The organism is Mucilaginibacter sp. UR6-11 (genome assembly GCF_020880695.1).
GTDB lineage: Bacteria > Bacteroidota > Bacteroidia > Sphingobacteriales > Sphingobacteriaceae > Mucilaginibacter.
In genome coordinates, this window is sequence record NZ_JAJIWO010000001.1 from 966584 (window position 1) to 991015 (window position 24432).

At 45.0% G+C, this 24432-nt stretch carries 20 protein-coding genes; 2 read left to right on the forward strand and 18 right to left on the reverse strand.

Annotation, left to right across the window (positions count from 1 at the left end):
- Positions 1-115: 115 nt before the first annotated feature.
- From fusA to hemC, 15 genes are all read right to left on the reverse strand, one after another.
- Positions 116-2227, reverse strand: a complete 2112-nt coding sequence (fusA, locus tag LJ658_RS04560; RefSeq protein ID WP_230545276.1) for an elongation factor G — start codon at positions 2225-2227, stop codon at positions 116-118.
- 103 nt (positions 2228-2330) lie between these two features.
- Positions 2331-2801 (reverse strand): 30S ribosomal protein S7, encoded by a 471-nt coding sequence (gene rpsG / locus LJ658_RS04565; RefSeq protein ID WP_370632942.1) that lies wholly within the window; start codon positions 2799-2801, stop codon positions 2331-2333.
- Positions 2802-2817: 16 nt separating this feature from the next.
- On the reverse strand, positions 2818-3231 hold the full coding sequence (rpsL, locus tag LJ658_RS04570) for a 30S ribosomal protein S12 (protein WP_230545452.1): 414 nt from the start codon (positions 3229-3231) through the stop codon (positions 2818-2820).
- A 905-nt stretch (positions 3232-4136) separates the two neighbouring features.
- Entirely contained in the window at positions 4137-5135 is a 999-nt protein-coding gene (locus LJ658_RS04575; protein WP_230545278.1) for an ABC transporter ATP-binding protein, read from the reverse strand.
- A 76-nt stretch (positions 5136-5211) separates the two neighbouring features.
- Positions 5212-6030, reverse strand: coding sequence for an outer membrane beta-barrel protein (locus LJ658_RS04580; RefSeq protein ID WP_230545279.1), 819 nt, complete (start codon positions 6028-6030; stop codon positions 5212-5214).
- A gap of 41 nt (positions 6031-6071) precedes the next feature.
- Complete coding sequence (locus tag LJ658_RS04585; RefSeq protein ID WP_230545280.1) at positions 6072-6842, reverse strand: hypothetical protein; 771 nt, start codon at positions 6840-6842, stop codon at positions 6072-6074.
- Entirely contained in the window at positions 6826-7395 is a 570-nt protein-coding gene (locus tag LJ658_RS04590) for an RNA polymerase sigma factor (protein ID WP_230545453.1), read from the reverse strand. The genes LJ658_RS04585 and LJ658_RS04590 overlap by 17 nt, the downstream gene beginning before the upstream one ends.
- 224 nt (positions 7396-7619) lie before the next feature.
- Positions 7620-8153, reverse strand: coding sequence for a CopD family protein (locus tag LJ658_RS04595; protein ID WP_230545281.1), 534 nt, complete (start codon positions 8151-8153; stop codon positions 7620-7622).
- Between the two features lie 80 nt (positions 8154-8233).
- Entirely contained in the window at positions 8234-9265 is a 1032-nt protein-coding gene (gene hemE / locus LJ658_RS04600) for a uroporphyrinogen decarboxylase (RefSeq protein ID WP_230545282.1), read from the reverse strand.
- Positions 9266-9386: 121 nt separating this feature from the next.
- Positions 9387-9908 (reverse strand): lipopolysaccharide assembly protein LapB, encoded by a 522-nt coding sequence (locus LJ658_RS04605; protein ID WP_230545283.1) that lies wholly within the window; start codon positions 9906-9908, stop codon positions 9387-9389.
- A 3-nt stretch (positions 9909-9911) separates the two neighbouring features.
- Positions 9912-10616 carry a response regulator transcription factor gene (locus LJ658_RS04610; protein ID WP_230545284.1) on the reverse strand — a complete coding sequence of 235 codons (705 nt, stop codon included), beginning with the start codon at positions 10614-10616 and terminating at the stop codon, positions 9912-9914.
- 11 nt (positions 10617-10627) lie between these two features.
- Positions 10628-11503, reverse strand: a complete 876-nt coding sequence (locus tag LJ658_RS04615) for a sensor histidine kinase KdpD (RefSeq protein WP_230545285.1) — start codon at positions 11501-11503, stop codon at positions 10628-10630.
- A gap of 6 nt (positions 11504-11509) precedes the next feature.
- Positions 11510-12877 (reverse strand): glutamate-1-semialdehyde 2,1-aminomutase, encoded by a 1368-nt coding sequence (gene hemL, locus LJ658_RS04620; protein WP_230545286.1) that lies wholly within the window; start codon positions 12875-12877, stop codon positions 11510-11512.
- An 80-nt stretch (positions 12878-12957) separates the two neighbouring features.
- Positions 12958-13929, reverse strand: coding sequence for a porphobilinogen synthase (gene hemB, locus LJ658_RS04625; protein ID WP_230545287.1), 972 nt, complete (start codon positions 13927-13929; stop codon positions 12958-12960).
- Positions 13930-14004: 75 nt separating this feature from the next.
- The gene (hemC, locus tag LJ658_RS04630; protein ID WP_230545288.1) at positions 14005-15579 is read right to left on the reverse strand and encodes a hydroxymethylbilane synthase; all 1575 of its coding nucleotides are present in this window, start codon (positions 15577-15579) and stop codon (positions 14005-14007) included.
- A 599-nt stretch (positions 15580-16178) separates the two neighbouring features.
- Between hemC and LJ658_RS04635 the strand changes: the two genes are divergently transcribed.
- Together LJ658_RS04635 and LJ658_RS04640 are read left to right on the forward strand one after the other, a co-directional pair.
- A complete protein-coding gene (locus tag LJ658_RS04635) occupies positions 16179-16661 on the forward strand; it encodes a hypothetical protein (RefSeq protein ID WP_230545289.1) in 483 nt (160 codons plus the stop codon).
- A gap of 159 nt (positions 16662-16820) precedes the next feature.
- On the forward strand, positions 16821-17546 hold the full coding sequence (locus tag LJ658_RS04640; protein WP_230545290.1) for a hypothetical protein: 726 nt from the start codon (positions 16821-16823) through the stop codon (positions 17544-17546).
- Positions 17547-17799: 253 nt separating this feature from the next.
- Here the strand turns inward: LJ658_RS04640 and LJ658_RS04645 are convergent, their stop codons facing one another.
- The 3 genes from LJ658_RS04645 to LJ658_RS04655 all read right to left on the reverse strand — a co-directional run bounded on the left by LJ658_RS04645 (position 17800) and on the right by LJ658_RS04655 (position 24159).
- Entirely contained in the window at positions 17800-18732 is a 933-nt protein-coding gene (locus LJ658_RS04645; RefSeq protein ID WP_230545291.1) for a DUF6371 domain-containing protein, read from the reverse strand.
- A gap of 202 nt (positions 18733-18934) precedes the next feature.
- Entirely contained in the window at positions 18935-20008 is a 1074-nt protein-coding gene (locus LJ658_RS04650) for an AAA family ATPase (protein ID WP_230545292.1), read from the reverse strand.
- 1757 nt (positions 20009-21765) lie between these two features.
- On the reverse strand, positions 21766-24159 hold the full coding sequence (locus tag LJ658_RS04655; protein ID WP_230545293.1) for an ABC transporter permease: 2394 nt from the start codon (positions 24157-24159) through the stop codon (positions 21766-21768).
- Positions 24160-24432: the final 273 nt, after the last annotated feature.

Consider the following 24432-nt stretch of genomic DNA (forward strand, 5'->3'; position numbering starts at 1 on the left):
GTTCCTAAGAGCTATTTATTAGGGCGATCGGGTTTTAATTTATGTGCAGATGTGCGAATATGCAAATGTGCGGATGATATTTGCATATCTGCACATCTGCATATCTTCACATCAATTAGTTATTTCCGGCAGCTTTTCTGCCTTTTGCCTTGGCAACAATTTCGTCCTGTACGTTACGCGGCGCTTCAGCATAGTGATCAAACTCCATGGTTGAAGTAGCACGGCCAGATGTAATGGTACGTAACTGGGTTACATAGCCAAACATTTCTGAAAGTGGTACAGTAGCTTTAATTACCTGTGCACCGGCACGAGAGTCCATACCCAAAAGCTGGCCACGACGACGGTTCATATCACCGATAACGTCACCCATGTTTTCTTCAGGGGTTAAGATCTCAATTTTCATGATCGGCTCTAACAATACTGGTTTACAACGTGGCAATGCCTCGCGGTAAGCCATCTTGGCAGCTAACTCGAATGACAATGCATCCGAATCGACAGCGTGGAATGAACCATCAATCAAACGTACTTTTAAGCCGGTTAGCGGGTAACCTGCCAACACACCATTTGCCAAAGAAGCTTCGAAGCCTTTTTGTACAGATGGGATAAACTCACGGGGGATTGAACCACCTGAGATTTCGTTGATAAAGGTTAAACCTTCTTTACCGTCATCATTTGGAGATAATACAACTTGTATATCAGCAAATTTACCACGGCCACCGGTTTGTTTCTTGTAGGTTTCGCGATGTTGTACAGAACCTGTGATAGCTTCTTTGAAAGCTACCTGTGGCGCACCCTGGTTAACCTCAACTTTAAACTCGCGTTTTAAACGGTCCATGATGATATCCAGGTGAAGCTCGCCCATACCGCTAATTACAGTTTGGCCGGTTTCTTCATCAGATTTTACGTGGAACGTAGGATCCTCTTCAGACAATTTACCTAAAGCGATACCAAGTTTATCAACATCAGCCTGAGTTTTAGGCTCGATAGCTAAACCGATAACCGGGTCAGGGAAGTTCATAGACTCCAATATGATCGGGTGTTTCTCGTCGCAAAGGGTATCACCTGTTTTAATGTCCTTAAAGCCTACTACCGCAGCAATATCACCGGCACCTACGTTAGGGATCGGGTTTTGCTTGTTAGCGTGCATTTGGAAGATCCGGGAGATACGCTCTTTATTGTCAGAACGCATGTTATGGATATATGATCCTGCTTCAAGGTTACCAGAGTAAACACGGATAAAGCATAAACGACCTACGAAAGGATCGGTTGCAATTTTAAATGCTAAAGCTGCAAACGGCTCTTTTTCTGATGGTTTACGTAAAACCTCTTCGCCTGTTTCAGGGTTGGTACCAATGATACCTTCAACATCCATAGGTGAAGGAAGCAATTCCATCACATAATCAAGCATGGTTTGTACACCTTTGTTTTTGAAAGACGAACCGCAAACCATAGGAACAATTTTAGCATCCAGCACTGCTTTACGCAATGCATCTAAAATTTCGCGCTCGGTAATTGAAGCCGGGTCTTCGAAGAATTTCTCCATCAAAGTCTCATCATAATCAGCAACTGATTCTAACAATTTCTCTCTCCACTCGGTAGCTTCTTCAATCATATCCGCAGGGATAGGCACTTCAGTAAAGGTCATACCTTTATCATGCTCATTCCAAACGATACCTCTCCAGTTAATCAAATCAATTACGCCTTTAAAGTTCTCTTCTGCACCGATAGGTAATTGCAATGGTACAGCGTTGCTGCCTAACATGCTTTTTACCTGTTTTACAACATTTAAAAAGTCGGCACCGCTACGGTCCATTTTGTTAACGAAACCTATACGGGCAACGTTATAGTTATTGGCCAGGCGCCAGTTAGTTTCTGATTGTGGTTCAACACCATCAACAGCACTAAAAAGGAAAACCAAACCATCCAATACCCGTAACGAGCGGTTTACTTCTACGGTAAAATCCACGTGTCCCGGTGTATCAATAATGTTGATATGGTAATCTTGTCCCCTGTATTTCCAACCAACTGTAGTAGCTGCCGAAGTAATGGTAATACCACGCTCCTGCTCTTGCGCCATCCAGTCCATTGTAGCTGCACCTTCGTGTACCTCGCCTATTTTGTGGCTAACGCCGCTATAGTAAAGGATACGCTCGGTAGTAGTTGTTTTACCGGCATCAATGTGGGCGGCAATACCTATATTTCTTGTATATCTTAGATCTCTTGACATGTTTGTTTTTTTTGATTGCTCTGATTTATTTAATGATTACACCGATTTTGCAATCATAACAAAATCGGTGTAATCCTATATTAAATCGGTGTAATCCTTTTAATTAGAAACGGAAGTGTGAGAACGCTTTGTTAGCCTCGGCCATTTTATGCGTATCTTCTTTCTTTTTCACTGCTGCGCCTTCACCTTTAGCTGCTGATATGATCTCGCCGGCTAATTTCTCCATCATGGTTTTTTCACCACGACGACGTGCATAGCTGATTAACCATTTCATGCCTAAAGCTATTTTACGCTCCGGACGAACTTCGGTAGGTACCTGGAAGTTAGCACCACCAACACGGCGGCTTTTAACTTCAACTGCAGGCATAACATTGTTTAAAGCCTTTTTCCAGGTTTCTAAACCGCTTTCGCTGGTTTTCTTTTCAACAATATCAACTGCGTTATAAAATATAGTGTAAGCGGTAGATTTTTTACCATCAAACATCATGTTATTTACAAACCTGGTTACCAAAATATCATTGAATTTTGGATCAGGAAGAAGGATTCTTTTTTTCGGTTTTGACTTTCTCATTATTACTATCCTCCTTTAATTATTTCTTTTTACCTTTTGCAGGGGCTGCAGCAGCTTGTCCTGGTTTAGGGCGTTTAGTACCATATTTTGAACGACGTTGGTTACGACCGGCAACACCAGAAGTATCTAACGCACCACGGATGATGTGGTAACGCACACCAGGTAAGTCTTTAACACGACCACCACGGATCAACACAATAGAGTGCTCTTGCAGGTTGTGACCTTCACCAGGGATGTAAGCATTTACTTCTTTACCATTGGTTAAGCGCACACGGGCAACTTTACGCATTGCTGAGTTTGGTTTTTTAGGGGTAGTGGTATACACACGGGTGCACACTCCTCTTCGCTGTGGACAGCTGTCCAACGCTGGCGACTTACTCTTGTCAACCAGAGCTACTCTACCTTTTCTAACTAATTGATTGATAGTAGGCATTCTTGCTTTCTTGTTTTGTTTTTTTAAAGTCCCCCTGCCATCCTTCATTGGTGGGCAGTTTTAGGGACTGCAAAAGTACGGAGTTATTTTATGATTTTCAAGTGGTTATGAAAAAAAGTTTTGGGATTGGGGTAAAAGGTAGCCTAATGAGGGTTAAGTAGTTAGATTAGGTTGATTAGGAAAGTAGTTATTGATAGGCTAAATAGTAAATTGAGTTGGTTAAGGTGGTTTCATTAATAAGCGTTTGACGGGATTTATTGACAGCGATATTGAATGATTGGATGATTAACTAAGTAATACTATAACCAACCAATCACTAATCTCCAATCACAAATAACTAAGCATGGGCGTTGCCTTCGGCCCGGGTTATCCGCTTATACGCCTGCAGGCCTTAGGCGCAAGGCCGGTATCCGCTACTATCTCTAACGCAAAATGTCGCCTTATCAAACTAAAGCGGACATTTATCATTACTGATGCGCTGGTGCTCCCGGAGGGGCCGGTGGTGCGGCGTGGTGCATGGCGCCACAACTTGTGCCCAAAATGCCCAATACTACTCCAAGCAATACCAGACGTAAGAATTTGTTTTTCATAGCGGTAATGTTTTACAATATAATAACTGCGGGGACGTATTTGTTTGAGTACTGAGACACTGTTAGCTAAATCCCGGTATTAAAAAGTAATCCGGGGTGATCCGCTTGTGGCTGATCCACTCCTTAAAAACAGACAAAAAACGACCAATTTTTAATTATTTAATTATCAATTATTTAATTAAATAATATGCATGAAGGTCCTGACGAATAAGTGTGATCCAAAGTGATCCGCTTTATTTATTAAAATATTCATTTACAATAAGTTAACCAAAAAAGATGATCCGGGTGATCCACTTTTTCAGATGGATCACCTTACTAAAACTCCAGGTACTTACTCACCTTAATATGCACCTTATCACCCACCTGGTATTTGCCGGGCTGATCATTGAGCAAACGCAGGGTGATAGGGGCTTTTTCAATCAGCAGGTCCTCATAGCTGCCTTTAAACAGCACTTGTTTTACGGTCCAGTCTTTGCGGGTCCAGCTGCCGGTGGGCGTGGCCCATTCGGGGTAGATGACGATGTTGCCGGCCCCCGTGCTTATTCCGCATTTTTTTGCGTCTTCCTTGTTTAATACATTGCAGTTAGTGAGCAGCCTGGCAGTATACAGGTTCTGTGGATTTTGGTACAGGCTCTTTGGGTGTCCCGACTCAATGATCTCGCCTTCTTTCAGCACAATCAGCTCATCCGCCATTGACAGCACCTCGGCAGGATCATGCGATACCATGATAACGGTCAAACCGGTATCATGCACCACCTGCCTGATATCCTGCTGCAACCCTTCACGAAACGAGGTATCGACCTGGTTAAACGGCTCGTCCAGCAATAAAACTTCCGGCCGGGTTGCCAGGGCGCGGGCAATGGCTACCCTTTGCTTTTCGCCACCGCTTAAAAAGAAGGCCTGCTTATCAGCCAGGTGTAGTATGTTCAATTGTTTAAGCACCTGGGTGGTTCGCTCCTCTTTGGTGGCTACGTCGGTATTAGGCAGTAATACGGCAATGTTATCCCATACTTTGGCATAAACGTTTAGTCCGTCGGTATCCTGGGTAACCATTTTCATGGCGTCGTGGCCGGGGATCAGCTTTTCTTCGGGCCCCCAAATGCGCTCGCCTTTAAACTGTACCGTGCCTTCATCCGGCGACAGCAAACCGTAAAGCAGCCGAAGCAAGGTGCTTTTGCCGCTGCCGCTTTCGCCTATTATAGCGGTTATTTTTTGCGGCTCAATGGTAAGGCTCGTCCTTTTTACACCCGCCACACGTTCGCCGGGATAAGTTTTGGTTATAGCTGTTGCCTGTAAAAAGGGAGTATCGGTCATGCCGCAAATATAGCTAAAACCACAAAAGGCTGTCGGTTAAAACAGCCTTTGCTTTATTAATACAGGTAGATGATATTTAAAATCCGAAGGTTAAGCCCACGGCGAAGTTTTTCAGGCCTTCCTGTGCCGGGCTGTTTTCAAACATATCATTAAAGTAATATTTGGCAAACAAACCTGCCGAGCCGTAGCCTATACGGGTAAAGGCGCCGTAACGTACTTTGGCAAAGTGATAATCATCATCAAGTTTTTGTTTGCCGCGTTCGTCGCTGATCTGTTTAACACGGGCGCCCAGCAGGATCCCGGCCTCGGGGCCCACAATAAAGCGGAACCGTTTGCCATTGCTATACTCATTAGTTCTGAACTCGAATGACAATGGTACGCGCAAATAAGTTGACGAAAACCGGTTTTTGCTAAAATGAATAGTATCATTAACATAAGTTAAAACCGGTGCATTACGCTGTATGGTGATGTCCTTACGTAAACGTAACAGCATCCAGTCAAAACCGCCCGATAAGTAAACCTTAAAGTTGGGCGTAAAACGATAGCCAAATTGTAACAGGTCAAAACCTACGTTGCTCGATTTCCAGGAGCGATAGCTCAGGAAATCGTTTTTAGGAGAAAGGGTAAAGCTGCCATTATCAATCAATGTAGTTAAACCCAGATCAAACCTTGCAAAAGTAAGCCCGAAATTAAAACCGGATGATTTACGGTTATGCCGCAGACTATCGCGCATTGCTTTGAAAACTAGCCGGGGTTTAACCTTGGTATCAGTAGTTGTACTAACTATAGTGTCTTTACCATTAATTGTGGTGGTGGTAGTAACTGTTGTTACTTTTTGTGCAAAGCCCAGGTTTGCCGCGCCGCATAGTAATGCAGCAATCATCAGACGTTTCATGTTATTGTGTGTTTAGATTAGATTGTATAAGTAGATATATATTATTGTTTTTTAATTTTTATTAATCCAAGGTTTACTCCGGTTAACTCCGATTCGTTATCATCGTCGTCGCTGTCACTAAACTCAATCAGCTTGTCTTCCCGCTTGTCAACTTTAGCAACTAACGCATTTATAAGCCCCCCCAGATTGTGTATGCCGCGTTTTTTTACGAGTGCTGGTTCGGGCCTATCGTTTGAGGCTATTGCCGCCGGCGTTTCAACCGGTGCCCGCGCAATAACATCCGCAGCTGCGGGTGTCAATCGCACATCCGGAACAGTTACCTTTGCAGGGGGAGTTACCACGGCAATCAATTGCGGGCTCTCTGCTTTTACCGGCTTAACTTCTTTTACCACTGCTACCGGTTTTGTAATTACCGGCGCAGCTGCTTTATTTACTGGTGGTGTGTTTTCAGGCTGATGAGTTGCTGCTATCGCAATCCTGTCAACCGGTTTTTCAACGGAAACGAGCTCAGTTGCCTTTTTAACCGGCCTGGTTGTTAAAGGCGCAACCAATTTAACACGGTTTACAGCCAGCTTTGTTTCATGATTGGGCTGTACAGCCGGTTTATCTTTTTGATTTAAGAATAACATACCTGCTGTCAATATCACTACCACACTTGCTGCCAGGCTTAAGTAAGATATCAAACTGCGTTTATTTTTTTTACCATCCAGTTCATCAGCTATGTTATCCCATAACATGGGTGATGGCTCAACCTCAAAGTTTTCAAACTTCGAGTTAAATATTTGATCAAACTCCTTATCCTGCATATTCATATTTTTTATCGTTCATTTTTAAAACCAGGCCTTTCAATATTGCACGAGCCCTTGATAACTGCGATTTAGAGGCCCCTTCTGTTATACCAACCATTTCGGCAATTTCCTTGTGCGAGTAACCTTCAATGGCATAAAGGTTAAACACCATTTTATAACCCGGCGATAATTGCTGAATGATGCCCATCAGGTCCTTCACACCCATATTTGCCATGGCGGCTGGGTTAACCGATGGCTCGTTGCCCATCTCGTTTACATCCATTACCTGTATCATTTTATGATGTTTGCGGTAATACTCTATCGCGCTGTGTACCATTATCCGCCTTACCCATCCTTCAAAAGAACCTTCGCCCCGGTAATCATCCAGCTTTTTAAATATTTTAATAAAGCCGTTCTGCAACATATCTTCAGCTTCCATCTTATCTGTGGCGTAACGCATGCAAACACCCAGCATCCCGGAGGCAAACTGCTTATACAGCATCTCCTGAGCTTTCCGTTCGCCTGCTTTACAGCGGGTTATTAATTCATTAATTGTATAGGTAGGTCTTAGTAGCATCATTTGTAAGTAAGATGATAGTTAGTACCAAATGGTTGCACAGCGTTACAAATATTTTTTAATATTTATTTAAGATAGATAAAATAGAGGGAATTAGCTTCGGAGTAGTGCGCCCGTTTGCAACGAATGCGAATGTGGACTTGTCCGGCTTGCGCTCGTTTGCAACGAGTGCTTAATATGCATTTGTTATTTGTAAGTATTAAATGGCAAAGTAATTCGGAGGGTTACTTTTTCTCCCGGTAATACTTATAAAGCTTGACCGACATCATCAACACAATAGAGAAAGCAATAATCCCCACTACCCCAAAGATCCAGTTAAGGGAGTTTTTGAGTACGACCAGGAAAACAATGGCGAACAAGATCAGCGTAGCCAATTCATTCCACAAACGCAGCTGGGTTGATGTCCAGGTATAAATACCTTTGCGCATTTGGTTCATTTTATGCTGACAGATAAAATGGTACACCACCAGGCCTATTACAAAGGCTAGCTTAATGTGCATCCACCCCATTTGCAGCCAGCCGGGTGCCAGGCAAAGCAGGCTAATGCCCGCGGCCAATACCAGGTACATGGACGGCGTGGTAATGATCCACCAAAGCTTGCGCTCCATTACTTCAAATTGTTCTGATAAAATAGTACGGGCAGGCTCGGGTTTGGCCTGCGCTTCGGTATGGTAAATAAACAGGCGCACCATATAAAACAGTCCCGCCATCCAGCAGACTACAAATATGATGTGTATGGCTAATATGTATTGGTACATAAACCCCCTAACCCCCTGAAGGGGGACTGAATGTCTAATTTATTAAATTTATAAATAGCCCCGCCGCTATTACTCCCCCTTTAGGGGGTTGTGGGGTATTGTTTAATTATTTCAACCGCGTATTTCACATTGTCAAAAGGGATATCAGGCATAATGCCGTGGCCCAGGTTAAATATGAAACCGTTCTCCCCCTTCATACGGTCAAACAGGCGGTAAATACGTTCTTTAATCACTTTTTTATCAGCATACAAAATATGCGGATCAAGGTTGCCCTGTACGGCGACGCCTTGCGGTAAACGTTTTTTAATATCTAACAGGTCAACGTTCCAGTCGATAGAAATAACATCAGGTTTTGCTTCGGCCATTAACGGCGCAAAAACCGAACTGCCTTTACAAAAAGAAATAACCGGGATATCTTTCCGGTTCAATTTGCTGATAATTTCGGTAATATACCGGTGCGAAAACTCTTTATAATCATCCCATGCCAGGGCTTGTGCCCAGCTGTCGAATATCTGTACCGCGTTTACGCCGGCAGCAATTTGCAGGTTCAGGTAATCGGCAGTAACAGTTGCAATCTTTGATAATAGCTGATGCGCCATTTCGGGCTCATTATGCAGCATCAGTTTGGTCAGCTTAAAATCCTTTGACGACCCACCTTCAACCAGGTAGCTCATTACCGTAAAAGGCGCGCCCGCAAAACCAATCAGCGGAATGCTTCCGTTCAATCTTTGCTGGATAACTTTAATCGCGTCAGCAACATATTGCAGCTCGCCGATACAATCCGTATTCAGGTTATCAATATCTTTTTGTGTACGCACAGGGTTGGCAAACTTAGGGCCTATGTTTTGGGTAAAGCTTAAATCGCCGCCCATAGCCTCGCCGGTAACCAGTATGTCTGAGAATAAAATAGCCGCGTCAATACCCAGCAAATCCACCGGTAACATCGTAACGTCAGCCGCGATCCCGGGCGTTTTGCACATTTCCAGGAACGAATATTTGTTTTTAATTTCCCAGTACTGTGGCATAAACCGGCCTGCCTGGCGCATCATCCACACGGGTGGGCGTTCGGTTTTTTCAGAAAATGCGGCTTTTATTAGTAGTGAATCTCTCATGTTAATTTATCAAGAGACGCAAAGCATTGCGTCTCTATATTATGTAATTGTAGAGACGTAACATTTTACGTCTCAAACGTATATAATTCAAGAGACGCAAAAATATTGCGTCTCTACATTTTTATTTTTTATCCAGCTCCTGATGCAAGCGGCGGATCACCTCTTTCATTTTAGCGGTTATTTTTTCTTCATGCTTATCGGCCAGCGCCAAATAGGCCTTGGCTTTGTCAAAATTGTTATGCCGTATGCTGATATTGGCCACATGCACCAATGCCGCCACATGGTCATTGGCTGATCGCAGCGGATATTGGGCGGCTATTTCATAGTGCTTTTCGGCTTCATTATAATCCTGTTTTTGCAGGCAAATACCGCCGTAAATAAACTCATAAAAGCCACGGCGCTTTTTGCCCAGCCAATCGGGGTTGTTTACCTGTGTCAGCAACGCTTCGGCTTTGTCATAATCTTTATTATGAAATGCTTTTGCGGCCAGCACTACGGTGCCTTCTTTAAAATAACCCCATATCAGCAGGCCAATAAACATTATAATTACACCCGCTACCTCATAAACGCGCAGGTTAACCGTCACCGCCAGCATAATAACAAAAGCGCCTATAACTAATATGCGTGCCCTGTTTGTAAACATTAATTAATGCTGATCTGTAAATTTATAGCCAACACCACGTATCGAGTGAAAATAAACCGGGTTTTTAGGGTCCGGTTCAAAATACTTACGGAAAGTCAGGATAAAGTTATCAATGGTACGGGTTGACGGGTAAACATCATAGTTCCATACGGTTTCCAGTATTTGCTCGCGCGATACGGCGTCATTACGGCGCTCTATCAGCAACTTCAACAGCATGGTTTCCTTTTTAGTAAGCGGGGTGATGCTGCCGTCGCCGTTAACCAGCTCAAACGAATTAAAGTGGATGGTTTTGTCGCCAATTTTATAGCTGTTAAACTCCTTCAGATCGTCGCCTTTTAAGCTGCGTTTTACCAGGTTGTTTACACGCAGGATCAACTCTTCCAGGTTAAAAGGTTTGGTCAGGTAATCATCCGCGCCTTTTTTTAGCCCGGCTATTTTATCTTCGTTGGTGTTTTTGGCTGTTAAAAACATAATAGGCACCTCAGAGTTTTCCAGTCTTATAGTTTCGGCAACTACAAAGCCGTCAATTTCGGGCATCATCACGTCTAATATTACCAGGTTAAATCGTTCTTCCTTAAATATTTGCAACGCTTTTTTACCGTTATTAGCGGTTGATACTTTATAACCTTCCAATTCAAGGTTAAGTTTAATTGCCTCTAAAAGATGTTCTTCATCCTCGGCCAGTAAAATTCTTTTTCTGCTTGGCATTTTATTGTGATTTATGTAAGTCCAAAAACAACCTCAAATATGCTTCCCACAGGGCGATTGTCTTTGACCCTGATGCTTGCCTCATGCTTATCCAACACTTGTTTTACAATGTATAAGCCAAGGCCGGTACCTTTTGTATTACGGGTATCTTCACTGCCCACCCTGTAAAATTTGTCGAAAATACGGCTTTTCTCGTCGTCAGCGATCCCGATACCATGATCGGCTACCTGCAGGTGTATTTTGCCTTCTTTCTGGAATAGTTTAACATCAACCGCTTCGCACGGTTTTGAATATTTAATGGCGTTTTCAACCAGGTTGGTTACCACCGATGTAAGCGCGAACTTATCGCCGGTTATTTCAATTTTTGGTTCAATCTCGGCGTTGATGATCTGCTGGTTACCATCGCATTTGGTTATCTGCAAACGGTTAACAATGCTATCTACCAAAACAGATAAACTAAAACTGGCCTTGGGGAAGGTGTACGACCGGTTCTCAATTTTTGATGCCAGCAGCATATTCTCCACCATATCATCCAGCCGCTCAATATCCAGTAATGATTTACCTATAAAATCCTGTATCTGCGCTTTGGTTAAATCTCTTTTCTGTATGGTTTGCAGTAATAGTTTGATTGATGCCAGCGGCGATTTTAATTCGTGTGTTACGGATAACAAAAAGTTCTTTTTTTGCTCCTGCAGCTTACGCTCGCGGTTGATGGACCGGTGTAAATAATACGCGCCGAAGCAAAGGACGATCACAAACATCGAACCCTCGCTTAATATCATACTAAGCTTTTTATATTGCAGGTTAACCAGCTGGTACCCCCACCATATTAGCTGGGTAACAGCATAAATAATTAAGGCATAAAATATAACAAGCGATCTTCTCATAACTCCTTATTTTTTAAATACCAGATCAAGGCTATCAAATATAGCTCTTTTTGCTTTCTCCAGGTCTATCTTGGTATGTGCCGATGATATAAAACCAACCTCATAGCCCGACGGGCCCAAATAAACACCCCTGTTGATTAATTCGCGGTGCATTATTTTAAATTTCTCCATGCTGGCGGGGTCAATCTCATCAGCTTTGCTGATCGACTCTGCCCCTGTAAACGCAAACCAGAATATCGACCCAATGCTAAACACTTTAAACTTATAACTCCTCGCGGTAGCAAAACGCTGGATAGCCTCGGTAAACTCTTCGGTCTTTTTATGCAGGTCCTTATAAAAGCCCATGCGCAACAGCTCGGTTAGCTGGGCAATACCCGCGGCCATAGCCACCGGGTTGCCTGATAAGGTACCCGCCTGGTAAACCCCGCCATCGGGCGATACATGCCCCATGATCTCGGCAGATGCCCCGTACATGCCCACCGGTAAGCCACCACCAATTATCTTACCATAGGTGATAATATCCGGCTGGATCTGGTAATAACCGGCAGCCCCCTCAAACCCGATACGGAAACCCGATATCACCTCATCAAATATCAGCAAGGTTCCGTTAGCGGTACAGCTATCGCGCAGCGCCTGCAAGTATTCTTTGGTTTGCAATAACAAGCCATTGTTAGCGGGTACAGGCTCGATGATAACCGCGGCTATCTGGTCCTTAAATTCGGCAAAGGCTTTTTGTAAGGCTTCAGTATCATTCAGGCCGATAACAATGGTTTCGCCGGCAAATGCTTTGGGTACGCCTGCGGATGACGTCTCGCCAAAAGTAACCAGGCCCGAGCCTGCTTTAACCAGCAATGAATCTGAATGGCCGTGATAACAGCCTTCAAATTTTAAGATCTTATCGCGTTTGGTATAACCACGGGCCAGCCTGATGGCCGACATCACTGCCTCGGTACCCGAGCTTACAAAACGCAGCTTTTGTATGTATTTATTGTTTTTAAGGATCAGCTCGGCAAGCTCGTTCTCTAGCGCCGTAGGTGCGCCGAAAGACATGCCGTTTTGCATCACCTCGATTACTTTCTCTTTAACTTTTGGGTGATTATGGCCCAGGATAAGCGGGCCCCATGAGCAGCAGAAATCGATAAACTCGTTATCGTCAGCATCCCAGATATGGCTGCCGTCGCCTTTTTTGATGAAGAGCGGCGTACCGTATACCGATTTAAAGGCCCTTACCGGCGAGTTTACCCCACCCGGGAAGAACGTTTTGGCCTTTGCATACAATTCGGCAGATTTTTCCCTGCTGATATCCGGCTTGCCCGTAGTATTTACCGGCAGCTCGTCCTCACTGGAAAACATTTTTTTTATAGAATCTAACATTTTTTATAAGTCAAAATTCAAAAGTTAAAATTAAAAAGCCAGCCTGTTTTTTTGACTTTTTAATTTTTACTTTTAACTTATTACAACCATTTATTCTCCAACACCTCTTTAGCGTGATACGTTAATATCGCGGTAGCGCCTGCCCGGCGGATGCTGGTTAGCACCTCGGTTACGGCACGCTGCTCGTTTAACCACCCTTTTTGTACGGCGGCTTTCAGCATGGCATATTCGCCGCTTACGTTATACGCTGCAACGGGCAGTTCAGTATTATCTTTTATTAATTTAATGACGTCGAGATAGGCCAGTGCCGGTTTTACCATTAAAAAGTCGGCGCCTTCCATTTCGTCCAAACGGGCTTCAATTAATGCTTCGCGCTGGTTGGCCGGGTTCATCTGGTAGCTTTTCTTATCACCAAATTTGGGTGCCGAGTTTAACGCATCCCTAAACGGACCATAAAAAGCACTTGCATACTTAGCCGAATACGACATGATCGACACGTGCTTAAAACCCGCATCATCCAACGTCCTACGGATATACCCTACCCTGCCATCCATCATATCGCTTGGCGCAATAATATCGGCGCCGGCATGGGCATGCGCCAAAGCCATCTTGCCTAATACTTCTAATGTTTCGTCGTTTAGTATCTCGCCGTTCTCAACTATGCCGTCATGGCCATCGCTGCTGTAGGGGTCCATAGCTACGTCGGTAATTACGCAGGCTTCGGGGAAGTTTTTCTTTACCTCGCGGATGGCGCGCAGGTACAGGCTCTCCTCGCGGTGGCTTTCGGTAGCGTATTTATCTTTCAGCTCTTCGCTGATGTTGGGGAAAAGATCAAACGAGTTTAACCCCAGTTTCATACAGCTTTCCACCTCGCGCAGCAAATTATCTATAGAATACCTGAAGATCCCCGGCATAGATGCTACCTCGGTCTTCTGGTTATTACCCTCCACTATAAACAGCGGGAAGATCAGGTTAGCGGCGCTAACATGCGTTTCCTGCACCATCTGGCGGATAACTTCACTCTTACGGTTTCTTCTTGGTCGTTGTAGCATTACGTTAGTCATTGGTTATTGGTCATTGGTCATTGTCACTTTACTAATGACCAATGACTGACGACCAATCAACATTTATAATCCAAACACCGCCTCTGCCAGTCCAACTTCGTCGGGGCTAAAGGGTAGTGTGTATTTTACGCCCATCTCATCAAACTTTTTGCCGGTTGATCTGCCTATGGCAATAACTTTTTGATAAGGGTCGAGCAAATTTTCGGCAAAATAAGCATCTACGTTTGAGGGGCTGGTAAACACCAGCACGTCAGCGCCCGATCCTTCAATCTCTTCTTCCAGTACGGTTTCATAAACCACCAGGTCAATGATTTTGGTATCGGCCGACAGCCCTTTCTGGACGCTCCTCAAAGAGTCTTCGGCACCGGGGAACAGTACGGTTTGGCCGTTAACCAGCCTGGCAAACGCCTCCGCAACATCCTCCGAATCAATACCTAAACCTGTAAAATCAGTAAAGTGCCCTTTTTTGCGCAGCATCTCTTCGCTGCCGGCGCCCATCACCCCAAACTTAACGCCCTTAGGTAACAGCGGGTCGAGCTGAAAGAAATATTCAACGGCGTTTTTGCTGCTGAAGAATATCCAGTCGATATGTTTTAATATGTATGAATCTAACTTGGTGATAACCGGCACCGTGCGGATCAGCGAGCGGCCGTCTATCTGTATCGTATGTTTCTCCAACGCCTTGCGGAAATAGCTCTGCTCAGACACCTCGCGCGATATAAACACGCTTGATGGCAGCTTACGTTCCGGATCAAACGCTTTAACCACTTTCTCGGGCAGCCCTTCGGCGGTTGCGGCCTCTAAAAATAAGCGGTCGGGGAAATCGTCGCCAGTTTCGGCTTTCGAGGTAAACACCTGGAAAGCGCCATCCTCGCGGCGGCAATAGCAGCCCAGCGGTAAATGGCAGCCGCCGCCAAACAGTTTTAACACCGTACGCTCAACGGCCAGTTCTTCGGCCACGTCGGGGTGGTTCAACACCTGTAACGACTCAAACAGTTCAGTATCGCTTTCGCGGATCTGTATGGCCAGCACGCCCTGCGCCGGGGCGGGTACAATCTCGTTGGGGGTTAGCTCTTCCACATGAAACTCGCCCAGGTCAATACCTAAACGGGTAACGCCGGCTTTGGCCAGCATAATGGCATCATAGCTTTCATCGCGCAGTTTACCTATGCGGGTAGGCACGTTGCCGCGCAGGTCCTCAATTTCCAGGTCGGGGCGGTAGGCCAGCAGCTGTGCCTTGCGGCGGTTGCTTGACGTACCCACAATAGCGCCGTATTTAACCGACAGCTTTTGCTTAACATCCACGCAATCTTTCAAGATCAGCAGCAGCTCAGAAGGGTCCTCCCGCTCTGATACTGCCGCGATGATGAGTCCCGGAGGGTTTTCTGTAGGCAGGTCCTTGTGGCTGTGTACCGCAATATCAATAGTGCCTGCCAATAATTCTTCTTCCAGCTCTTTGGTAAAAAACCCTTTACCTTCAAGCTTATCAAAACTTAAATTAAGTAGGCGGTCGCCCTGCGTTTTAATAATTTTTAACTCGACGGGGATATTCACTTTTGCCAGGCTGTCCTTAACAAAATTAGCCTGCCATAGCGCCAGTTCGCTGCCGCGCGTTCCTATAATTAATGTTCTTTCCAAAGGGTCACTCTATTTGCAACCGCAAATTTAATTTTTTATGGTCAGGTTTGTCATATTAATTAAGGATATGAAAGTTTAGTGACTATTGAGTGATGAGTTTTGGGTGGTGAGTTGTGAGTTGTAGGTCGGTGGTGGGTGGTGAGTTGGTTGTGAGTTGTGAGTTGTGAGTTGTGGGTTGTATGTTGTAGGTGGGGGTGCTGGGTTGGTTGTGAGTTGTGGGTTGTATGTTGTAGGTGGTGGGTGGTCGGTTTATTAAACAAATACTAATAACAACTCAAAACTCATAACTCAAAACTCAAAACTGTTATGGCGTTGCCTGCGGCCCGTGCTTTCCACTCATACGGCTGCAGGCCTTAGGCGCGATGGCCGGTATCCGTTTCAATCACTAACGCGGCCGACGCGCAAGTCACCAACTTTATGTCATTGCGGGCGTAGCGTGGCAATCGCAAGGTATAAGGCGGCGAACTTTGCAGCGTGCAATTGCGGAGTGGCCGCGCAATGACAAACGTGCAAAGTGTTCGTCCGAAACAGGGATGAAACAAAATAAAACGAACGGACGCTTTCGGTAGCAGGACAATTAAAAATAATTACATTTGGCTATGTGTACAATTGATTGGGATATACTTGCCAAGTTCGCAACTCTTTTAACTTCGCTAATTGCGATATATATCTCAATTGTTGCTCTGAAAAGGAATACAAGGCTTTCAACTAAAAATATAAATCTTTCAATACAACAGGCTATCTTCAAAATAGTGGCTGAAAAAGCACGTGATTGTAATAACGTTTGGAAAAATGAACCCGAATTTGAATTAAAAAGTAAGGACTCACCGCATTTTTTAGTTATCACCGAGTTGGTAATATCTATAGAAATTATAAATAACGCTTTCCTTTTATTTGATAAAAATTCAGAGGTAATTGAAGAATTTAAAGACACATATTTTTCATTGCTCTGGAAACAATTAATACCAGATATAAGAGGTTGGGTGCAAAATGTTACTCCTACTATTAAAGCAAACCATAACGATAAGTTTTTAAAACAAGTTGCTACTGTACACGAAAACTTTTCAAAGTATTTTGATTAATTACGCTGTTCGTCCGAAACAGGGATGAAACAAAATAAAACGAACGGACGCTTGCGGTAAGTCACGAGTACGCCCGGCGGTGGCTTGCGCTGCATACTCGCGCCAGCGTGGGATTTTGTATATTGGTTGTTTGCAAACCGATCATAATTCAAAAGCCAAATGACTAATATTAATAAAATATCTGATATAATAAATGAGGGACTAATTAATCCAACTATCGATTTGACAGTTGATTATGCAGAACTAGCCTTGGATAGTTTCTTAGATAATGATGCTATTAAAGAAGTCCCCATTGTAAAAACTATAGTAGGATTAGTCAAAGGCGGAATGAAGATTTCCGAGATTTTTTTTGCGAAAAAGCTTTTAACTTTTTTGAAAGAATTTCACAATGGCAATTTTGACAATCAAAAACTTCAACATTTTAAAAATGAATTTCAGACCAATCTTAAATACCGCAATAAGGTAATTGAAAATTTGATGATAATGATAGAACGATTTGTAGATGTACGAAAGGCGAAAATTTATGGAAATCTTTTCAATGCACATGCTCATCAATTAATCAGTTGGGACGATTTCGTTGTCTTATCAGTTATTCTGGATGAGATGAATATCAAATCAATAGAAGCACTCAATTTTTTAGGCGATCAATTACCAACAAGATATCTTATTCATAATCCAATATTAACATTACCAATGACTCTATTATTAAATTCAGGTTTGGTGGTTTGGTTACATAAAAATGATCACATTGCCGCAACATTATATGGCGTGTGTATGCACAAATATGGAATACAAGGAGATTTTAGTAAGCCATTTGGTGAATTGAGTAAAATTGCTCCTGTAGAACATACATTAAGTACGTCTAATCGTTGGAGGGTAAAATAAATTCCAAGTTCTCCCTCTGTGCGAGTTTGCAACACAGGCAATCGCCGGACGTACTCGTGACCTAACCAATTGCTCAGCTTCCGTAGAGATTATTAATTCTATTATTTGTTTTTTAAAGGAATTAATGAGCTCCCTACGGTCGGTTGTCTTCGCTCCTCGCAATGACGCGCGGAGAGATAGGCCTCGCCGTGCGACAGGCCTAATCTCTAATCTTCAATCACTAATCTTTAAAAACCGTCCGTCCGTTCCCCCATCAAACACTTTCGGACGAACGGACACTTGCGATCAGCCAGTCGGCTATGTCCATGCCGGGGGTTTGTTCTTCGGGTGGCAGGTCCTGCAGGAATTTGCCCATGCCGAAACGGGTGCCGGGCATTTTGGCTTTTAGCTGGTTCATTTTCTTTTCCCATTTGGGGTAGGCGTCAAGGTCGGGCACCAGCATTACCTGGCGGCCATGCAGTACGCGGCATTTTTCGTACGTCAGTCCCTCTAAGCTGCCCGCGGCTACCCAGGTATGTTCGGGCATAAAGCCGGCGGCTATAACGGCTGTTTTCTCGCTTTCTACAATGGCTATGATCCGTTTGCTACCCGGCGAGATGAGGTGCTCGCCAAAGAAGCATTGCTGCAGGTTGTATTTAGGCAGTTTAAGCAACGTATGCGCCCAGGCAACGTGCGCGTAGGGTTGTTTAACGCGCTTGCCGGTATAGGGGTCGTACAGCATTATTTTGCCGGTACGTACGTTGTCTTTGCGGTCTACCTGCCACCAGATCGTCGAATGGGGCCAGTGTTTGGCGGTGCCGATGTAGTATTTTTCCAACAGTTCATTTACCGTTTCGGGTTCAAACAGGCTGCACAGGTATTCAACAAAGTCGTTCAGTTCGGTACGGTTCAATGATTTTTCAAACATCTTTTTGGGGATGTAATCCGGCTTTTGCGGTGGGGGGATAGGTTTCGGTTCCCTTGCTTTACCCGGCTTTAGCGTAGGGTTAGCGGCAAAGTAATGTTTGGGGGTAAAGTGATAGCCGCAGTTTATTTCACGGTCGCATTTGCCTACGTGGTCGGCCAGGTGTTCGCCGGTTTCGGTATCCAGGTAGCGGGTAAACTTTTTAGGTTCGCCACATTCGGGGCAGGTGTAGCGTGATTTTGGGGTTTTGTAAGGTTCGAGGGTGTAACGGTGTGTGGTCATTGGTTATTGGTCATTAAGTCATTGGATAAGTTAATAAAGCCGTCATAGCGAGCGTAGCGTGGCTATCTCTGCGCGATAGGTAAACGGGCGACCTGGCGTGTAGAGATCGCCACACTCGTACCTCGTTCGCGATGACGTAGCGGTGAGTTGGGGGTGTCCGTTCGTTTTTTTTGCCTTATGGAAAAAACGAACGGACACCTTATTATTGAGGGATTAAACTTTTTTGCTGGGCGGCTTTTAGCAGGCGGTCTACCTTTTGGTAGTTAACGTTCATGGCTTTGGCAATTTCGCGCAGGCTTTTGCCTTGCAGCTTTAGTTCTACGGCCTGTTCAATCTGGTTATCGGCTAAGGCCTGGCTATGCTTGCTCAGGTGGTCAACTTCGCGGCCGTAGCCTATAAACTCGTATTGCAAAAAGTTATGCGGTTTGGTAATGGTAAACAGGCAAACCTTATCGGCGCCATATACCTGCTCGGTATTGCGCTGCTTAATTTGTTTAAGGTAACGTAACGAGTTATCGTTTTGGCTCTCGCCAATGGCAAAGCTGCTGTCGCAAAAGTTCATCAGCATTTTACTGCCCTGCAAATCGTTACGGGTGATGGCCTGCGTCATATCGCGCTTGGGGGTATGTGCCAGTACCAGGATGGATAGGTCGTACTTGTTTTTCAAAGCCTTTAAATGCTTCATTAATGGTAAAGCGTCTTTAGCCTGCTCATTCTCGGTACCCAGGTAAGTAATGTTATCAATAATAATAACCTTCGCTTTGGTTTGCGTGATGTACCGCTCTAACCTGTGGTTCAGGTACTGGTTAAAATTGGTAAAGCCTTCGGGCAGTTCCACGTCGTTAAGCTGGCCGCGGTACAGATCATCCCTGAAAATGTAATGCTGCGTATAGTCGACACTGTAGCGTGCTTCCAGTTGTTTTGAGGTTAACTCGAAATCGTAATACAGTACCGGTTGACGGTCGGCTTCCAAATCAAAAGGAGCAATTGCGGTACCGTTGTTAATTGAATTGGCAATTTGTACCGCAAGGATGGATTTGCCCAGGTTACTATCGGCAAACAGGATGCAGAGTTCGCCTTCGTACCAAAATTTATCAAAAAGCATTTTGGGTACTTCGTGGGTGCTGGCTTCTTTAAGCCAGGCATTAGCGGTACGCACTTTAAACAGGTCATCGCTTTGTTCAAGCTCATCCTGTTCCTGCTGCCATTGAAAAAATTCGTCCTGGAGTTTGGCAAACCCTTCGTGTGGGTCGGTTTGGTTTTGTTGATTGTTCATTATGGTAAGTTTTTAAAAATTGCTGGTGAGTAGCTGGTGAGTAGCTAGTATCAAGTAGCTAGTATCAAGTAGCTGGTATCAAGTAGCTGGTCAAGTAGTTAGTATCAAGTAGCTAGTATCAAGTAGGATGTATTGCTGTTTAGGTATACCAAAAGATATGGTCTTGATACTAATTACTTGATACTAAATCTTGATACTTGATACTAATTACTAGCTACTAAATCAAGTAGCTGGTATCAAGTAGTAAGTATTGATGTTTAGTTAGTTAACCGATATGATATGGTCTTGATACTTGATACTAATTACTTGATACTAAATCAAGTAGCTAGTATCAAGTAGGATGTATTGCTGTTTAGGTATACCAAAAGATATGGTCTTGATACTAATTACTTGATACTAAGTCAAGTAGCTAGTATCAAGTAGGATGTATTGCTGTTTAGGTATACCAAAAGATATGGTCTTGATACTTGATACTAATTACTAGCTACTAAATCTTGATACTTGATACTAATTACTAGCTACTAAATCTTGATACTTGATACTAATTACTTGATACTTGATACTAATTACTTGATACTAAATCTTGATACTTGATACTAATTACTTGATACTATAACCAAATAGTAGAAAATACCCCTCCTACAGCCTACCTACAGGGTAAGTGGCTTTGATTGCTGTTGTAAAGAGCAACTATGTAGCTTATGTGATGGATGGGTGTTCGTCCGAAACAGGGATGAAACAAAATAAAACGAACGGACACCTAAAATGATGAAGAATATGCGCGGAGGGTTATATTCATTACAAATATAAAGAATATTCTTTATATTCAAAGAAAAATCTTGAATTTTTTTATTTACACAGGTGTCCGTTCGTTTTATTTTGTTTCACGGGGGAAACGGACGAACAGTTCCGAAGGAGTCCTATGGACCACCCACATTTTGTTGGTGATGATATACAAGGCGGGGATGTTAAGGATAGCGTTTACCTGTCGGCGGTTTACTCACCCCGCGGCACTTCGTGCGCGACCCTCTCTTCGCTGCGCGGAAAGAGGGTTGTCCTAAACGAATATCCAGCGTTGCCAAAGCCTTTTTTTGACCACCCTCTTTCCGCCAAAGGCGAAGAGAGGGTGGTCCAGCGAAGCGCAGACCGGGTGAGTCGACGGAGCGCAGACCGGGTGAGTCGACGGTGCGCAGGCCGCGTTAAGGATTGAAGCGGATACCGGCCATCGACTCACCCCGCGGCACTTCGTGCGCGACCCTCTCTTCGCTGCGCGGAAAGAGGGTTGTCCTAAACGAATATCCAGCATTGACAAAGCCTTTTTTGATAACCCTCTTTCCTGCTTATGATCTTCCTTCTGTAACAGGTTTTAGTTACCCTCTTTCCGCCGAAGGCGAAGAGAGGGTGGTCCAGCGAAGCGCAGACCGGGTGAGTCGACGGTGCGCAGGCCGCGTTAAGGATTGAAGCGGATACCGGCCATCGACTCACCCCGCGGCACTTCGTGCGCGACCCTCTCTTCGCTGCGCGGAAAGAGGGTTGTCTTAAACGAATATCCAGCATGACAAAGCCTTTTTTTGATAACCCTCTTTCCCGCTTGCGGAAGAGAGGGTGGTCCAGCGGAGCGCAGACCGGGTGAGTCGACGGTGCGCCAGCCAGCGTTAAGGATTGCAGCGGATACCGGCCCTGTGGCTAATGCCTGCGCAGTATGAGCGAAAAGCCTGGCCCGAAGGGAACGCCCTGATAATTGCCTGGTTAATGCCCTACTCCGACTTTAAACTGTTCACCGGGTTGGCGGTGGATGCTTTGATGGTTTGCCAGCTTACGGTAAGCAGGGTTAAAAGTAAGGCGCCTACGCCTGTCAGCGCAAAGATCCACCAGGGTAACGGCACCCGGTAGGCGTAATGCGTCAGCCAGTCTTTCATTAAATAGTTGGCAAGCGGCATGGCTATTAACAGCGAGATGGATACCAGCACCACGAACTCGGTTGATAGTAACCGCCACAGCCCTGCGACTGACGCGCCCAGGATCTTGCGTACCCCGATCTCTTTTTTACGCTGCTCGGCTACGAAGGTCGCCATGCCGAACAGGCCCAGGCTGCTGATGAGGATGGCCAGCAGGGTAAATACGCCGGCCAGTTTGCCCACGCGCTCTTCGGTCGCGAATTTTTTGCCGTACTCGGCGTCGACGAAATGATAGTCGAAAGGGCTTTCGGGGTCGTATTTATCGTAGATCTTTTTAATTTTAGGCAGGGCTGCTGCCAGGCTCAGGTTAGGGTTAACCCGTATTTGCAGCACGCTGCCCCACTCGCGCAGAAAGCCGTACATGATGGGTTTAACCGGCTCGAACGGCGAGGTCATCACCACATCTTTAACCACGCCGATGATGGTATAGTTTTTACCGCTAAACTGTACAATTTTGCCCAGCGGGTTCTTCATCCTCATAAACTTAACGGCCGATTCATTAACCACAATGGCCGAGGAGTCGGTGCTAAAAGCAGCCGAAAAATCGCGGCCGCGGGTTACCTGCCAGTCTACCGTTTTACCGTAGTCGCGGCTCACGGCTATGATGCCAAAGTCGTCCTGTAGTTTAGGGTCCTTGCCTTCCCAGTTTAAACCGCTGTAGTTGTTCCAGATCTCGGTAAGCGGGCTGTTCGACTGGCTCACGGCCACGGCTGCGCCGGTGGCAAGCAGGTCATGCTTAAAAGCCTCGAAGTGGGTGGTAATACCATCAATAAACTCCATCTGCAATAAACCATGCTGGTTATAGCCAACCGGGCGGTTCTTCGAGTAATTTACCTGCATAAATACCACCACGGTACCTATAATTAAAGCAACCGAAACCGCGAACTGCAGCACCACCAACGCCTTACGCGGTATGGCAGCCAGCTGACCAGCCTTAAACGTGCCCTTTAATACTTTTACGGGATTGAAGGACGATAGGTAAAGCGCCGGATAGCTACCCGCTATCAGCCCGGTTAACAGCGTAAACAACAACCCTGCCAGCCAAAATAACGGCTGGTTAAAGGGGATATGGGTTTCGCGGCCGGCTACCTGGTTAAAGCCCGGTAATGACAGCACTACAATAACCAGCGCCAGTACAAAAGCCAGCAAAGCCAGCAGGATCGACTCGGTAAAGAACTGGGCAATCAACTGGCTGCGTAACGAGCCTACCGTTTTGCGGATGCCTACCTCTTTGGCGCGTTTCTCGCTGCGGGCGGTGCTCAGGTTCATAAAATTAATGCAGGCCAGCAACAGCACAAATATGCCTATCAAAATAAACATGCGTACAAACTGTATTTCGCCGCCTGCGTTTTTACCATTTTTAAAATCCTGGTACAGGTGCCAGTCGGCCATGCGCTGCATAAAGATCTGGGCCTTGAATGACAGGCCCATTTCATCATGATTAAGCGCCAGGCCCTTCATCTTTAAATCTTTAATATGTGCGGTTACCGCGTTAATGTCGGCACCGGGTTGCAGCTGGGCAATGATGGCCCATGAATTATTACCCCAGATATTGATCGTCTCTTTCAGGTAAGGTTGGGTGGTCATGTACAAATCCCAGGGGGCAATGTAATTACCGGTTTCGGCCAGGGTTGTATTTTGGGGCAGGTCCTCATACACACCGGTTACCTTAACATTATATTTATTGTCGAGTTTTAACGGCCGGTTTATCGGGTCGGCATTACCAAATAACCCTTTGGCTAACGAGGCCGATAGCAGGATGGACGACGGATCGCTGAGGGTATTCCGGGCGCCTTTCAGCATTTTAAGCGTCAGCATTTCCGGGCCCTCGGCCTGCATATACATACCTGCCGAACTGAGCTTCCGATCGCCTGTGGCGAGGATATTTTTGGTTGGGCTTACCAGCACAACAGCCTTAAAATCATGTTTATATTCCCGGCGCAACTGGTAACCTAAGGGCAGCGGCATGGAGCGGCTGGTATTAATTTCGCCGTTGCTGGTTTGGTTTTGCATCAGCATAACTATGTTTTTATAGTTTTTATGGTAATGATCGTAAGTAAACTCATCATAAACCCACAAACCAATTAACATAGCCACTGCCATACCGATTGATAAACCGCCGATATTAATCAAGGCTGTCAGCTTGTTTTTGCCCAGGCTCCTCCAGGCTATCTTGATATAATTCCTAATCATATATGCAAATAAATGTAAGTAACTGTATGTCAATATACAATTTTATGCCATAAAGTCAAATAGTTGTATATCAATACCTTATAGCAAAATATATAAAATTATTGTAACAAAACCGGACAGTGTCTTGTACGGATGTGCAACAGCTTGGCGGTTTAATTTATTAGGATCAGGGCGTTCCCCGCCGGTAGAAGCGGGGCCGTGCTATCCGCTTATACGGCTTCAGGCCTTAAGCTCAGGGCCGGTATCCGCTCCTATCACTAACGCAAAGGGTGC